The organism is Pseudomonas putida, assembly GCF_003228315.1.
GTDB lineage: Bacteria > Pseudomonadota > Gammaproteobacteria > Pseudomonadales > Pseudomonadaceae > Aquipseudomonas > Aquipseudomonas putida_S.
The window spans coordinates 3,736,866-3,751,211 of sequence record NZ_CP029693.1; the positions used below are offsets into that span (position 1 = coordinate 3,736,866).

Below are 14,346 nucleotides of genomic sequence, written 5' to 3' on the forward strand. Positions count from 1 at the left end.
AACTTGGGTATATATCCCCCCCGCTATTGGTGAATAACCATATTGTGGAGTTGCGCACACTTCTCTCCATTTAACGTGCAACCCGCGTATTGCGTGCGCTGGCGGCTATTTGTGTCCGAATGTTTCAAAACAGGCACGACACCTGCTTTGCACGCTTCAGGCTCACGGAAAGGTCTCTCGCGATTGCGTCTGTAACCGGCCGATGCATCGCAGGTTGGATGAATCAAAACGGCAAGTACCGACAGCACAGGCGCTTTGGCCGTTGGATCGAGCCCCATCCGACACTCACAGTTTTGCGCCTTTTTTGCGCAGGATCAGCGCATCAACAGATCTGTGAAGCGATTGGCCGGCATCTGGTCATGCATTGCTCTGGAGAGAACCATGAACTTATTTGCAAAAATAAAACCGCTCGCCACGCGCCCCGCACTGATCGCCAGTGCGGTCGCCTTGGCAATGCTTCTAGGAGGAGGGGCCGCCTATGCCGCGAAAGGTGCGCCTGGTGGCGGGGGGGGCGGTGGCGGCGGTGGTGGCGGGACCGCCAAGCCCCCTACAAAAGGGGCGGTGGCGCCATTCGCCACACCCACGCTGCCTGATCCCGTCTTCACTGATGCCACGGCGATTCACGGCTTCGACGTCACGGGCTTCATCCAGGACATGACGGTCGACTCCCCCGCCGAAACCTGCCCCGGGGCTACCGTTCCGGTGGAACGCAGTGGCGGCAAGATTGTGGTCAATGGCACCACCATTACCGTGCCTTGCAACATGATCATCCAGATGCCGGCCAATACCCTGAGCTGGCGCGATTTCGTCAACGGTGGACCCTTGGGGCTCAATAGCACCCGGCCTGCCTACCCATCGTTCGAGATCCATGTGATAGGCAATACCGTCAATGGCAAACAGATCGCCGGCTTGATCGATGTCTCCCAACAGACCACCCAGACCGGCAGCGGTTACATCAGCCGGATCGACCTGGACACTGGCAATATCGAGGTGACCAGCACCAACTCGCCGCAACCCACGATCCTGCAAATCAACGACCCGAATGGACGCTTCGGCCGAGTCCGCACCGCAGACCCGCGCTTCTCCGTGGATGATGCCAACCCGACCATTCACGCCGCCACCGGCTTCCCCATGTGTGTGCCACGTGGCGCCGATGACGCCTTGTGCCCACAGAAAAACCGGCCACTGGCCAAGACACCGACAACGACCAACAACTGCCGAAATTTCAGCCAGGCCAGTGTCAGTCCGCTGCCGGCCAGCGGCGAATTGAGCCCACCTGCGCTGGGCCAGACGTTTTGCAGCCAGTTCGTCATGAAGGCGGTAGCCGACGCGACCAGGCTCCCGACGGATCCTGATCCACGCCAGCAAGCACCTTTCGAAGTCGGCGACTTCATCAGTTACTCCGGCACCCTGTTCAAGTCGACAACCTCCGGACAGCCGGACTTCATCTCCGCCCACACCATCGAAGCCAACGTCGGTATCTACACGCAGCCCGGTACGCAGCCCAGCTACCTGTCGATCGGCGAATTCGGCATCGGTAGCGCCGATCCGAACCCGATCGCCGTCAGCGGCGTGGCGCAGGAAACCCAGGACCGGTTGTTCCTTGAGACATCGACAACCGACATCCTGACCCCGGTGGATATCTACCTCATCGATGTGGACAACAACGGCACGGAACACAACCGTTGGGTGACCCCCTATGAGATGACCGGTGAATGCAACCCTGCACTGACCCTGGCAGCGACTTGCCGTGGTGTTTCGGGCGGCATTACCACCCAGAACACTGGTGCTCAACCACAGCGTGCCAGGCTGCGGGCCAGCAAGGCGCCAACCGGACTGCTCAGCCAGCCGACCCGGACTCTGCGGGTGATGGCGCGGTCAATGTGCGTTCCGGACCCGAACAATCTGTCTCAGGCCCTGGTGGACAACTGCCTCGCCAGTCAAGCGCCAGTGGCCAATGGGCTGATCGCGGGGCAATACGTGGCGCCGGTGTTCGAGTTCATCTTTCCGGAGAACGTCAAGCCGGGTGACCCTGTCGTTCCCAACGACTTCTGGCACCTTCCGTTCATTCGCAATGGCGAAGGCTCCGCTGTCCCAACAGGTGCCGGACCACTGGCCCCTACCCCGTGGTAAGCAATGCCTGACAATGGCGCAAAAAAAAACCGCCGCTCCCGAAGGAGCGGCGGTTTTTTATTGAAGAACTGCGTCAGGCCTTAGTAGCCCAGCGCGAAGTCTTCTTCCTTCATGTCCATCAGGTTGTTGGCGCCCGACAGCATGGTTGCAACGTGTGTGCGGGTACGCGGCAGGATGCGCTGGAAGTAGAACCGCGCGGTCTGCAGCTTGGCGTTGTAGAACGCCTCTTCGGTGGTGCCGGCGGCCAGTTTCTCGGCAGCCAGGCGCGCCATGTCAGCCCAGAAGTAGGCCAGGCAGGCGTAACCGGAGTACATCAGGTAGTCCACGGAAGCCGCGCCGACTTCTTCGCGATCCTTCATGGCGGCCATGCCGACCTTCATGGTCAGTTCGCCCCACTCCTTGTTCAGTGCAGCCAGTGGTGCGACGAATTCCTTCACGGCTTCGTTGCCTTCGTTGTTCTGGCAGAACTTGTGCACGATCTTGGTGAAGCCTTTGAGGGCCTCGCCTTGAGTCATCAGCACTTTACGGCCCAGCAGGTCGAGGGCCTGGATGCCGGTGGTGCCTTCGTACAGCATGGAGATTCGGCTGTCGCGAACGTTCTGCTCCATGCCCCACTCGGCGATGAAGCCGTGGCCGCCGTAGATCTGCACGCCGTGGTTGGCCGATTCGAAACCGACTTCGGTCATGAAGGCCTTGGCGATCGGGGTCATGAAAGCCAGCAGTGCGTCGGCTTTCTTCTTCTCTTCTTCATCCACGCCGTATTTGACGATATCGACCTGTTTGGCGGTGAAGTAAACCATCGCGCGGTTGCCTTCGGCGAACGCCTTCATGGTCAACAGCATGCGACGAACGTCCGGGTGCACGATGATCGGGTCAGCGGCCTTGTCCGGTGCTTTCGGGCCGGTCAGCGAACGCATTTGCAGGCGATCGCGAGCGTATTTCAGGCCGCCCTGAAAGCCGATTTCGGCGTGGGCCAGACCTTGCAGCGCGGTGCCCAGGCGTGCGGTGTTCATGAAGGTGAACATGCAGTTCAGGCCTTTGTTCGCCGGGCCGATCAGGAAACCGGTGGCCTCGTCGAAGTTCATCACGCAGGTGGCGTTGCCGTGGATGCCCATCTTGTGTTCGATCGAACCGCAGGTCACGGCGTTGCGTGCACCGACGGTGCCGTCGGCGTTCGGCAGGAACTTCGGCACGATGAACAGGGAGATGCCTTTGGTACCGGCCGGAGCGTCCGGCAGGCGGGCCAGCACGATATGGACGATGTTGTCGGCCATGTCGTGTTCACCGGCCGAGATGAAGATCTTGGTGCCGGAGACTTTGTAGGTACCGTCGGCCTGAGGTTCGGCCTTGGTGCGCAGCATGCCCAGGTCGGTGCCGCAGTGCGGCTCGGTCAGGCACATGGTGCCGGTCCACTCGCCGGATACCAGCTTGGTCAGGTAAGCCTCTTGCTGCTCGGGGGTGCCGTGCTCGGAGATGGTGTTCATCGCGCCGTGGGACAGGCCAGGGTACATGCCCCAGGACCAGTTGGACTCACCCACCATTTCGCTGATGGCCAGGCCCAACGATTCCGGCAGGCCTTGGCCGCCGTGCTCGACGTCGTGGGCCAGGCTTGGCCAGCCGCCTTCGACGAACTGCTTGTAGGCTTCCTTGAAACCGGCCGGGGTCTTAACGCCGGACTCGCTCCAGGTGCAGCCTTCAAGGTCGCCCACGCGGTTCAGCGGAGCCAGTACCTGCTCACAAAACTTGGCGCCTTCTTCGAGAATGGCGTCAACCATGTCCGGCGTTGCGTCCGCGCAAGCCGGAAGGCTCTGATAGTGCGCTTCGTAGCCAAGCAGTTCGTCACGTACGAAGCGAATATCACGCAAGGGGGCCTTGTAGTCAGGCATAGCGATAAACCTCTGCTGATGTAACCGGGGAGGAGCGACCGTGTTCGATTGTTATGACGGTCAAACAGTTGTTTGAAACATACGTTTACGCTAAAAACTTGTCAAGCATCGATCTTTCTCCGTTCGTCATCGCTTGCGTGCCATGCCGCGCACGCAGCAACGCAACGTCGATGCCCGAGCAACACGTCATAGAAGAAAGAATAGTTTGCGAATAAGGACTTACGATGAAAAACGCCGCGAAGGTTCGCGGCGTCAGCGGTGCAGATTCAGCGGGGAATCAGGCAAAGGTATCGATCAGCGTACCGAGCACTTCATCGGAAGCCTTGGCAACTTTCGCCCCCAGCTCCACCTGAAATTTGCCCTGGGCCATCTCCAGCATGTTGCCGGTCACGTCCGATTGCTGGCTGCGATCGACCGAACGCAGTCGCTCGGCCTGGACCTCGGAGGACTGACTGGTGACGGAACGTTCGATGGTGTTGTTGGCGATCTGCCCGGCGGCCTGATCGACGCGGTTCTGCCCTGTCTGAATGGTGCTCAGACCGGCATAAAAAGCGGTGCTTCCTGAGATTTCCATGGGAGAACTCGTCCTTGTGAGGATCAACAGCGGCTATTGAAGCAGACCTGCGGCCCAAAGGCCCGTCAAAAACACTAATGGCACAGTGCCTTGTCATAGGCAAAACTTAATCCAGCAGGTCCAGTTGCAGATGCTCGGCCACCGCTTCGGCCGTCGCGCCCTTGAGTTTCGGCACCCGTCCAAGGCATGGCGCCGGAAGACGTTCGGCCAAGGTGGCGAGGTTTTCTTCGAGGCGCGACGTCTTCGGATCGATGATGTTGGCCACCCAGCCGGCCAGTTGCAAACCATCCCGGGCAATCGCCTCGGCGGTCAGCAACGCATGGCTGATGCACCCCAGTCGAACGCCCACCACCAGGATCACCGGCAGCCCCAATGCCATGGCCAGGTCCGACAGATTGTCCTGATCGGCCAGAGGTACGCGCCAGCCACCGGCGCCTTCGATCAGGGTGAAATCGGCCTGCATGTCGAGAATCTGCCGCATGGGAGTCAACAACGACTGCACCGTCAATGCCACGCCAGCCTCTCGCGCAGCCAGATGCGGGGCGATGGCGGGCTCGAACGCCACCGGATTGACCTGTGCATAAGTCAACGGCAGCGAGCACTCCGCCAACAACGCCAGGGCATCGGCATTGCGCAGGCCCTTGGGCGTCACGTCACAACCGGAAGCCACCGGTTTACCCGCTGCCGTGCTCAGGCCAGCTGACCGCGCGGCATGCAGCAATCCGGCGGCTACCGTGGTCTTGCCCACATCGGTATCGGTGCCGGTGATGAAATAGGCTGCGCTCATAAGGGTTTCTCCATAACGGCGTACACCACTTGATAAGTCGCCGGCAGGCCCCGGGCCTGACGAAATTGCTCGTAAGCCTCGATCAAACCCAGAATCCGCGCCCGGCCAGTCAGTCCGCCGGGCCGGCCAGGGTTAATGTTGTGCGCGCCCAGTGCCTTGAGCTCATGGGTCAGGCTGCGCACATCCGGGTAATGCAGCACGTGGGGCACGGTTTGCAGACTGATCGCCTGCAGGCCGCTGGCCGCGCAGAGCTGTTGATAAACCTCGAACTCACGGAAGCGGTTGACATGCACCATGCCGTCGACCTGCCGCCAACTGTCTCTCAGTTCAAACAACGTGCCCACGCACAGACTAGCAAACGCGAAGATTCCGCCCGGCTTGAGCACGCGACGGGCTTCGCTGAGCACCGAGGCGAAGTCCGCGCACCACTGCACCGCCAGGCTGGAGAAGATCAGATCACAGCTCGAATCACGCAGCGGCAGACGCTCGGCATCGCCGGCGATGAAGTGCGTGGCTCCGCCCAATGGCCGGGCGTGATTGAGCATGCCCTCGGCGATGTCCAGCGCCACCCCTTGTCCCTCGGGGAACCGCTGCGCCAGTGCACGACTGAAATGCCCGGTGCCGCAGCCAAGGTCCAGCCAGCGTCCCGGTGCAAAATCGGCGGGCAGCCGGCTCAGCAACTGGCTGCCGACATCGCGCTGCAACTCGGCCACGCTGTCGTAGGTCGCCGCGGCACGGGAAAAGGAGGCGGCTACCTGGCGTTTGTCGGGTAAAGCGCCGGGTTGCCTTGGAAAGGGAAGGGATAAATCATTCATCGCCGGACTCATGCAAAAAAGCGTGGATCGCCCCCGCCACACCGTGGGGGTCTTCCAGCAGGAACGCGTGGCTGGCCTGTTCAATCAGACCGATCTCTACATCCGGCAGCAGCGACAGCAAGTCGCCAGCCGCTTCGGCGGGTACCAGGCCATCGAGGCCGGCGAACAGGTGCAGTTGCGGGCCGCGAAAGGCCTGCAAGGCTAGCCGGGTATCCAGTTGCGCCAGCACTTGCAGGCCGCTCATCAACACCGCAGCTGAACTGTTGGGCGCACCGCCGAGCAACAACCGCGACAACCCGCGCGGGTCTTCGGCGCCCTGTGCGCAGAGCAGCGTAAAACGTTTCAAGGTCATGCGCTGGTCAGCCGCGCAACCGGCCAGAAATGCATCGAAGGTGTCGCCGGGCATCGCGCCCGGCCACTGTTCATGGCTGACGAAAGACGCATTGCTCGCCAGGGTCAGAAGACCGCAGCAACGATCACCGCGACGGGCCGCCAACCGCGACGCCAGCATGCCGCCCAAAGACCAGCCGCCGAGCCAGGCGTCCTGGGGAATCGTCGAGTCGAGTTCATCGAGCCATTCTTCAGGATCGCTCGACTCCAGCTCCGGCAGTGGCTCGATTTCCACCCGCAGGTGCTCGTCCAGCCCCCGCAAGGCCGCCGCCAGCGGCTCCATCGGGGAGATTCCGAGGCCCCATCCGGGTAGCAGAATCAGTCGATCACGCATCGCCTGGCTCCGATCCAAGTTGTTTAAAACAATCGGCCAACCCCTCTAACAATAGCTGCACCTGCTTTTCGCTGTGGGCGGCGGTCAGGGTCACGCGCAAACGGGCACTGCCGGCCGGCACCGTGGGCGGGCGGATCGCGGTCACCATCAAGCCGCGCTCGCGCAGCGTCTGCGACAGGCGCACCGCACGTGCTGCGTCGCCAATCATGATCGGCTGGATCGGCGTGAAGCTATCCATCAGCTCCAGGCCAATCTGTTCGGCTCCATGACGGAACTGGCGGATCAGTGCCTGCAAATGTTCGCGACGCCAGTGTTCGCTGCGCAGCAGCTCCAGGCTTTTCAGCGTGGCGCAGGCCAGGGCAGGCGGTTGGCTGGTGGTGTAGATGTAAGGGCGGGCGAACTGGATCAGGCTCTCGATCAACTCTTCGCTGCCGGCGACGAAGGCACCCGCCGTGCCAAACGCCTTGCCGAGGGTGCCGACCAGGACCGGCACATCGTCCATGCCCAGGCCGAAGTGCTCGACACTGCCACCGCCATTGGCACCCAAGGGGCCAAAGCCGTGAGCATCGTCGACCATCAGCCATGCCCCCTTGGCCTTGGCTTGCCGGGCCAACGCCGGCAGATCGGCGATATCGCCGTCCATGCTGAACACGCCGTCGGTGACCACCAGGGTATTGCCGGTGGCTTTTTCCAGGCGTGAGGCGAGGCTCGTTGCGTCGTTGTGCAGGTAGCGGCTGAAGCGCGCACCGGACAACAGACCGGCATCGAGCAGCGAGGCGTGATTGAGGCGATCTTCGAGCACGGTATCGCCCTGCCCCACCAACGCGGTGACCGCACCGAGGTTGGCCATGTAACCGGTGGTGAACAGCAGAACCCGCGGGCGACCGGTGAGGTCCGCCAGAGCTTCTTCCAGAGCGTGATGCGGAGCACTGTGGCCGATCACCAGATGCGACGCCCCACCACCGACGCCCCATTTCTCGGCACCCGCGCGCCAGGCTTCGATCACTTGCGGATGATTGGCCAGGCCCAGGTAGTCGTTGTTGCAGAACGCCAGCAACGGCTGACCATCGACCACCACTTCGGGGCCTTGCGGGCTTTCGAGCAGCGGACGTTGGCGGTAGAGGTTTTCGGCACGACGGGCAGCCAGGCGTGCGGCGAGATCGAAAGACATGCAGGCCTCGTCTATCCGGTGAAACAGATCCCCTGTAGGAGCGAGCCTGCTCGCGAAAGCGGTGTGTCAGTCGACATCGTTATTGGATGTCATACCGCAATCGCGAGCAGGCTCGCTCCTACAGGGGTTTTGCATTTCAATCAGAACATCAAACCGGCGATCAAACAGCCGCGTTATAGAACTGCTCGCTGCTCTTCTGCTCCACCAGCGCCTGTTCAATCGCGGCCTGATGCACCTCATCGGCATGCTCTTCACGCGCTTCCGGCTGGATGCCCAGACGCGAGAACAGTTGCATGTCCTTGTCGGCCTGCGGGTTGGCGGTGGTCAGCAGTTTTTCGCCGTAGAAAATCGAGTTGGCGCCGGCGAAGAAGGCCAGGGCCTGCATTTGCTCGTTCATGGCTTCGCGGCCAGCGGACAGGCGTACGTGGGACTTTGGCATCAGGATCCGGGCGACGGCGAGCATGCGGATGAAGTCGAACGGGTCGACGTCTTCGGCGTTTTCCAGCGGTGTGCCGGCCACTTTCACCAGCATGTTGATCGGCACCGACTCCGGATGCTCCGGCAGGTTGGCCAGCTGGATCAGCAGGTTGGCGCGGTCGTCGAGGGACTCGCCCATGCCGAGGATGCCGCCGGAGCAGATCTTCATACCCGAATCACGTACGTAGGCCAGGGTCTGAAGACGCTCGCTGTAGGTGCGGGTGGTGATGATGCTGCCGTAGAACTCCGGCGAGGTATCGAGGTTGTGGTTGTAGTAGTCCAGGCCGGCCTTGGCCAGCGCTTCGGTCTGTTCCTGATCGAGGCGACCGAGGGTCATGCAGGTTTCCAGGCCCAGGGCCTTCACGCCTTCGACCATCTTCAGCACGTATGGCATGTCCTTGGCCGACGGGTGCTTCCACGCCGCGCCCATGCAGAAACGGGTCGAACCGATGGCCTTGGCGCGAGCGGCCTCTTCGAGGACCTTCTGCACTTCCATCAGCTTTTCTTTTTCCAGACCGGTGTTGTAGTGACCGGACTGCGGGCAGTATTTGCAATCTTCCGGGCAGGCGCCGGTCTTGATCGAAAGCAGCGTGGAAACCTGGACGCGGTTGGCGTCGAAATGCGCGCGGTGCACGGTCTGTGCCTGGAACAACAGGTCATTGAATGGCTGAACGAAGAGTGCTTTGACTTCAGCCAAAGACCAGTCATGACGCAGGGTTGCAGAGGTGCTGGCGCTCATGGGCATTACCTTTCTTTTATGCAGGGCACGGTTTTATGCTGGGCAAGCACCTGAGGCATGGAATAACCCCAGGCGCGACACGGATGTTCGGCATATTTAAGGAAGAGTGATGCGCTGTCAACCACACTACAAAGGGCCGGTTTACATCTGGTCAAAAAACATACAAATCTGTTTGCTCTGCGATGAAGCTGCCGATGGCGCCATTCCCCTGTGCATGGCGTGCGAAACCGAGCTGCCATGGCTCGGCGATCATTGCCAGACCTGCGCCCTGCCGTTGCCAGGCTCGGGCCTGACCTGCGGCCAATGCCTGACACAACCGCCGGCCTTCGAGCGGGTGATTGCACCCTGGACCTACAGCTTTCCGATCGACAGCCTGATTACCCGCTTCAAACACAGCGCGAAGTGGCCGTTTGGTCATCTGCTGGCCGAATTGCTCGCCCAGGCGTTGCGACATCGTTTCGCTGACGACCTGCCGCAACCCGACCTGCTGATTGCCGTTCCACTGGCCACCCGGCGACTGCGCCAACGGGGGTTCAATCAAGCCGCCATGCTCGCGCGTTGGCTCGGCGACCAACTCGACTTGCCTCTGCTGCTAAGAACCCAGGACACCGGAGCGCAGCAAACGCTGAATGCCAGCGAACGACGGCAAAACCTGCGTAACGCTTTCGCCCTGGCGCCCGACGCTTCGATCAAGGGACGCCACCTGGCACTGGTGGACGACGTGCTGACCACCGGTGCCACTGCACAGGCGCTGGCTCGTCTGCTGATGGAAGCTGGTGCGGCACGGGTCGATGTTTACTGCCTGGCCCGCACTCCCAAGCCAGGCGACACCCTTTGACCTGAAAACACAAAACCCTGTGGGACAACACAAACCCTGTGGGAGCCGAGCTTGCTCGCGATAGCGGATTAACATTTACCATCGATGGTGGCTGTCACACCGCTATCGCGAGCAAGCTCGGCTCCTACAGGTGGCGTATGACTTGACTCATGCTCTGCAAGCCGCCAACGTCCTCACCATCGCCACAACCAAAGCCTGCCCACATGTCCCTGCCTACACTGCTGTCCCAACACATCGCCCGCCGCCCGCAACGCATCGCTTTGCTGCAGCACATCGCCGAACAGGGCTCGATCACCCGTGCGGCGAAAAGTGCGGGGCTGAGCTACAAGGCCGCCTGGGATGCCATTGATGAGCTGAACAACCTCGCGCAAAAACCGCTGGTGGAACGTAGCGTCGGTGGCAAGGGCGGAGGCGGCGCCAGGCTGTCCACTGAAGGTGAACGGGTTTTGCGTCTGTATCAAAAGCTGCAGGCGTTGCAGGCCCAGGTGCTGGAAGCGGCCGAAGATGCCAGCGACCTCGACCTGCTCGGGCGACTGATGCTCAGGACCAGCGCGCGCAATCAGTTGCACGGCACGATTGCCGCCATCGACACCCAGGGACACAACGACAGGATTCACCTGGAGCTGGCCGAAGGCCTGAGCATCGATGCGCAAATCACCCACGAGAGTACCCTGCGCCTGGAGCTGCAACCGGGCGTGCAAGTGGTGGCCCTGATCAAGGCCGGGTGGCTTGAAGTGCTGGCCGTCGGCGACCAGGTAACACCGGGATACAGTTTTCTCGAAGGCACGATCGAGGAAATTCTCGACGCCGAAAACGGCCCCAGCGAAGTGCGCATCGCCCTGCCCAATGGGCAGACACTCTGCGCCCTGACTGACCCCGAGCACCTGCGATCCCGGGGCCTGGGCGTCGGCAAACCGGTGGGCGTCCAGTTCTCGCCATTCAACGTACTGCTCGGCACGCCGCTCTGACGAAAGGGCCTGCCCGTCAAACAACTGCAACAAAACCTTCATTGGGCATCTTTAAGGTGACTGCAAAAACCGCAGGGAGCCTGATATGAGCTTATTGGAAGAACACCAACCCACCGACCTCGAACAGATGGTCGGCCTCAGCCGTCGTGGATTCATCAGCGCGGGCGCCCTGTGCGGCGCCGCAATGTTTCTGGGCGGCAACCTGTTGAGCCGCAGCGTGCTCGCCGCCAATGCTGGCACCAGCACGTTACTGGGCTTCCCCGGCATTCCCGCCGCCACCACCGACAGCATCAGCCTGCCACCGGGCTACAAATCGTCGGTGCTGATCAGTTGGGGTCAGCCCCTGCACAAGAACGGCCCGGCCTTCGACCCGAGCGGCAATGGCAGCGCCGAGCATCAGGAAGTGCAGTTCGGCGACCACAACGACGGCATGAGCCTGTTCCCCTTCCCCGGTGATAAAAACCGGGCGCTGATGGCCATCAACAACGAATACACCAACTACCGCTACCTCTATCCCCACGGCGGCATGCCGCAATCGGCCGAAGAAGTGCGCAAGGCATTGGCGGCCGAAGGCGTGACGGTGCTCGAAGTCCAGCGCAAAAACGGTCACTGGCAGTTCGTGCAGGACTCGCGCTACAACCGCCGCATCCACGGCAACTCGCCGATCGCCTTCAGCGGTCCGGCCGCCGGCCACGAGTTGTTGAAGACCAGCGCCGATCCGCACGGCAAAAACGTGCTGGGCACCTTCCAGAATTGCGCCAACGGCAAGACCCCCTGGGGCACCTACCTGACCTGCGAAGAGAACTTCACTGACTGCTTCGGCAGCACCAACGCCGAGCAGAAGTTCGACGCCGCGCAAAAGCGCTACGGTGCCGTGGCCACCAGTAAAGAAATCAACTGGCACCAGCACGATGCGCGCTTCGATCTGGCAACCAACCCCAACGAATTCAATCGCCACGGCTGGGTGGTCGAGATCGATCCGTTCGATCCGCAATCGACTCCGGTCAAGCGTACGGCGCTGGGTCGCTTCAAACACGAAAACGCTGCCATCACGCAAACCAGCGACGGCCATGCCGTGGTGTACATGGGCGACGATGAGCGCGGCGAGTTCATCTACAAATTCGTCAGCCGCGACAAGATCAACCACCAGAACCCCAAGGCCAACCGCGACCTGCTGGACCACGGCACCCTGTACGTGGCGCGCTTCGACGCGGGCGACGGCAATGCCGATCATCCCAAGGGCCAGGGTGAATGGATCGAACTGACCCACGGCAAAAACGGCATCGACGCCAGCAGCGGTTTCGCTGACCAGGCCCAGGTGCTGATTCATGCGCGCCTGGCGGCCAGTGTGGTAAAGGCCACGCGCATGGACCGCCCGGAATGGATCGTGGTCAGCCCCAAGGATGGCCAGGTCTATTGCACCCTGACCAACAACGCCAAGCGTGGCGAAGAGGGGCAACCGGTGGGCGGGCCGAACCCGCGGGAAAAAAACGTCTACGGACAAATCCTGCGCTGGCGCACCGACCGCGACGACCACTCGTCCCACACCTTTGCCTGGGACCTATTCGTGGTCGCCGGCAACCCGAATGTGCATGCCGGCACGCCGAAGGGCGGCTCGTCGAACGTCACCGCGCAGAACATGTTCAACAGCCCCGATGGCCTGGCCTTCGATGAGGCCGGACGGCTGTGGATCCAGACTGACGGCGATGTCAGCAATGCCGGTGATTTCGCCGGCATGGGCAACAACCAGATGCTTTGCGCTGACCCGGTGAGCGGTGAAATTCGCCGATTTATGGTCGGGCCGATTGGTTGTGAAGTAACAGGGATCAGTTTTGCGCCGGACCACAAAACGATGTTCGTCGGGATTCAACATCCGGGCGAACTCGGCGGCTCGACCTTTCCCGAGCACCTGCCCAATGGCAAGCCGCGGTCTTCGGTGATCGTGATCACCCGTGAAGATGGCGGGATCATCGGCGCCTGATCGGCCCTCATCGCGGGCAAGCCTTGCTCCTACAGTTCGTGTGCGACGCCCTGTAGGAGCAAAGCTTGCTCGCGATGGCGCCATCCTGCACACCACACCTCTCAAGCCCAAACACTAAAGACAGCCCTTCTGCGCTACCATGCCTGGCCGGACGCAGCAGCCTGCTGCGCGCAGGAGTCAGCATGGCCCACCCGTTTGAAACCCTCACCCCAGACCTCGTGCTCGATGCCGTCGAAAGCATCGGCTTCTTGAGTGACGCGCGCATTCTGGCGCTCAACAGCTACGAAAACCGCGTTTATCAAGTCGGCATCGAAGACTCCGAGCCACTGATCGCCAAGTTCTACCGCCCACAGCGCTGGACCAACGAAGCGATCCTCGAAGAACACCAGTTCACCTTCGAACTCGCCGAGGTCGAGGTGCCGGTGGTGGCGCCGCTGATCCACAACGGTGAAACCCTGCACGAACACAACGGCTTCCGTTTCACCCTGTTCCCCCGTCGCGGCGGTCGCGCGCCGGAGCCGGGCAATCTCGATCAGTTGTACCGCCTGGGGCAACTGCTGGGTCGCCTGCATGCGGTCGGTGCAACCAAACCCTTCGAGCACCGCGAAGCGCTGGCGGTGAAAAACTTCGGCCATGATTCACTGGCGACCCTGCTCGAAGGCGATTTCATTCCCCGCAGCCTGCTGCCGGCCTACGAGTCCGTGGCCCGGGATCTGCTCAAGCGCGTGGAAGATGCCTACAACGACACGCCCCACCAGAACATCCGCATGCACGGCGATTGCCACCCCGGCAACATGATGTGCCGCGATGAAATGTTCCACATCGTCGACCTCGACGACTGCCGCATGGGCCCGGCGGTGCAGGACATCTGGATGATGCTGGCCGGCAATCGCCAGGACTGCCTGGGACAGTTGTCGGAACTGATGGATGGCTACAACGAGTTCCATGACTTCGACCCGCGGGAACTGGCCCTGATCGAACCCTTGCGCGCCTTGCGCCTGATGCACTACAGCGCCTGGCTCGCCCGCCGCTGGGACGATCCGGCGTTCCCGCGCAGTTTCCCGTGGTTCGGCACGGAGCGGTATTGGGGCGACCAGGTGCTGGCATTGCGCGAGCAATTGGCGGCGCTCAACGAAGAACCACTTAAACTCTTCTGAATACCGCAGTACCTGTAGGAGCAAGGCTTGCCCGCGATGGCGATCTTAAGGACGCCATCGCGGGCAAGCCTTGCTCCTACAGAAAAGCGACACAGC

At 61.6% G+C, this 14,346-nt stretch carries 12 protein-coding genes; 5 read left to right on the plus strand and 7 right to left on the minus strand.

Going from position 1 to position 14,346, the window contains the following annotated elements; genetic code table 11:
* Positions 1-381 precede the first annotated feature (381 nt).
* Complete coding sequence (locus tag DKY63_RS17440; protein WP_239499313.1) at positions 382-2,133, plus strand: hypothetical protein; 1,752 nt, start codon at positions 382-384, stop codon at positions 2,131-2,133.
* Between the two features lie 80 nt (positions 2,134-2,213).
* On the opposite strand, the gene DKY63_RS17445 is transcribed toward DKY63_RS17440, so the two are convergent.
* The 7 genes from DKY63_RS17445 to bioB all read right to left on the minus strand — a co-directional run bounded on the left by DKY63_RS17445 (position 2,214) and on the right by bioB (position 9,306).
* Complete coding sequence (locus DKY63_RS17445; RefSeq protein WP_110965205.1) at positions 2,214-4,019, minus strand: phenylacyl-CoA dehydrogenase; 1,806 nt, start codon at positions 4,017-4,019, stop codon at positions 2,214-2,216.
* Between the two features lie 277 nt (positions 4,020-4,296).
* Positions 4,297-4,593 (minus strand): pyrroloquinoline quinone biosynthesis protein PqqE, encoded by a 297-nt coding sequence (locus DKY63_RS17450; protein WP_110965206.1) that lies wholly within the window; start codon positions 4,591-4,593, stop codon positions 4,297-4,299.
* A gap of 106 nt (positions 4,594-4,699) precedes the next feature.
* On the minus strand, positions 4,700-5,380 hold the full coding sequence (gene bioD, locus DKY63_RS17455; RefSeq protein WP_110965207.1) for a dethiobiotin synthase: 681 nt from the start codon (positions 5,378-5,380) through the stop codon (positions 4,700-4,702).
* A complete protein-coding gene (gene bioC, locus DKY63_RS17460; protein WP_110965208.1) occupies positions 5,377-6,195 on the minus strand; it encodes a malonyl-ACP O-methyltransferase BioC in 819 nt (272 codons plus the stop codon). Before bioC ends, bioD begins: the two co-directional genes overlap by 4 nt.
* On the minus strand, positions 6,188-6,919 hold the full coding sequence (locus DKY63_RS17465; RefSeq protein ID WP_110965209.1) for an alpha/beta fold hydrolase: 732 nt from the start codon (positions 6,917-6,919) through the stop codon (positions 6,188-6,190). Before DKY63_RS17465 ends, bioC begins: the two co-directional genes overlap by 8 nt.
* A complete protein-coding gene (gene bioF / locus DKY63_RS17470; protein WP_110965210.1) occupies positions 6,912-8,090 on the minus strand; it encodes an 8-amino-7-oxononanoate synthase in 1,179 nt (392 codons plus the stop codon). The genes DKY63_RS17465 and bioF overlap by 8 nt, the downstream gene beginning before the upstream one ends.
* A gap of 160 nt (positions 8,091-8,250) precedes the next feature.
* Entirely contained in the window at positions 8,251-9,306 is a 1,056-nt protein-coding gene (bioB, locus tag DKY63_RS17475) for a biotin synthase BioB (RefSeq protein WP_110965211.1), read from the minus strand.
* Positions 9,307-9,415: 109 nt separating this feature from the next.
* Between bioB and DKY63_RS17480 the strand changes: the two genes are divergently transcribed.
* The 4 genes from DKY63_RS17480 (at position 9,416) to DKY63_RS17495 (ending at position 14,250) form a co-directional block, all read left to right on the plus strand.
* Complete coding sequence (locus DKY63_RS17480) at positions 9,416-10,144, plus strand: ComF family protein (RefSeq protein WP_110965212.1); 729 nt, start codon at positions 9,416-9,418, stop codon at positions 10,142-10,144.
* Between the two features lie 203 nt (positions 10,145-10,347).
* A complete protein-coding gene (locus DKY63_RS17485) occupies positions 10,348-11,112 on the plus strand; it encodes a TOBE domain-containing protein (RefSeq protein WP_110965213.1) in 765 nt (254 codons plus the stop codon).
* An 85-nt stretch (positions 11,113-11,197) separates the two neighbouring features.
* Positions 11,198-13,093 carry a PhoX family protein gene (locus DKY63_RS17490; protein ID WP_110965214.1) on the plus strand — a complete coding sequence of 632 codons (1,896 nt, stop codon included), beginning with the start codon at positions 11,198-11,200 and terminating at the stop codon, positions 13,091-13,093.
* A gap of 182 nt (positions 13,094-13,275) precedes the next feature.
* Positions 13,276-14,250 carry a serine/threonine protein kinase gene (locus DKY63_RS17495; protein ID WP_110965215.1) on the plus strand — a complete coding sequence of 325 codons (975 nt, stop codon included), beginning with the start codon at positions 13,276-13,278 and terminating at the stop codon, positions 14,248-14,250.
* Positions 14,251-14,346: the final 96 nt, after the last annotated feature.

What these genes read in the sequence shown, in the direction of transcription:
- DKY63_RS17445 (WP_110965205.1), bottom strand. Translation starts at nt 4,019, where the DNA reads ATGCCTGACTACAAGGCCCCCTTGCGTGATATTCGCTTCGTACGTGAC.
- bioC (WP_110965208.1), bottom strand. Translation starts at nt 6,195, where the DNA reads ATGAATGATTTATCCCTTCCCTTTCCAAGGCAACCCGGCGCTTTACCC.
- bioB (WP_110965211.1), bottom strand. Translation starts at nt 9,306, where the DNA reads ATGAGCGCCAGCACCTCTGCAACCCTGCGTCATGACTGGTCTTTGGCT.
- bioF (WP_110965210.1), bottom strand. Translation starts at nt 8,090, where the DNA reads ATGTCTTTCGATCTCGCCGCACGCCTGGCTGCCCGTCGTGCCGAAAAC.
- bioD (WP_110965207.1), bottom strand. Translation starts at nt 5,380, where the DNA reads ATGAGCGCAGCCTATTTCATCACCGGCACCGATACCGATGTGGGCAAG.
- DKY63_RS17440 (WP_239499313.1), top strand. Translation starts at nt 382, where the DNA reads ATGAACTTATTTGCAAAAATAAAACCGCTCGCCACGCGCCCCGCACTG.
- DKY63_RS17450 (WP_110965206.1), bottom strand. Translation starts at nt 4,593, where the DNA reads ATGGAAATCTCAGGAAGCACCGCTTTTTATGCCGGTCTGAGCACCATT.
- DKY63_RS17490 (WP_110965214.1), top strand. Translation starts at nt 11,198, where the DNA reads ATGAGCTTATTGGAAGAACACCAACCCACCGACCTCGAACAGATGGTC.
- DKY63_RS17465 (WP_110965209.1), bottom strand. Translation starts at nt 6,919, where the DNA reads ATGCGTGATCGACTGATTCTGCTACCCGGATGGGGCCTCGGAATCTCC.
- DKY63_RS17480 (WP_110965212.1), top strand. Translation starts at nt 9,416, where the DNA reads ATGCGCTGTCAACCACACTACAAAGGGCCGGTTTACATCTGGTCAAAA.
- DKY63_RS17485 (WP_110965213.1), top strand. Translation starts at nt 10,348, where the DNA reads ATGTCCCTGCCTACACTGCTGTCCCAACACATCGCCCGCCGCCCGCAA.
- DKY63_RS17495 (WP_110965215.1), top strand. Translation starts at nt 13,276, where the DNA reads ATGGCCCACCCGTTTGAAACCCTCACCCCAGACCTCGTGCTCGATGCC.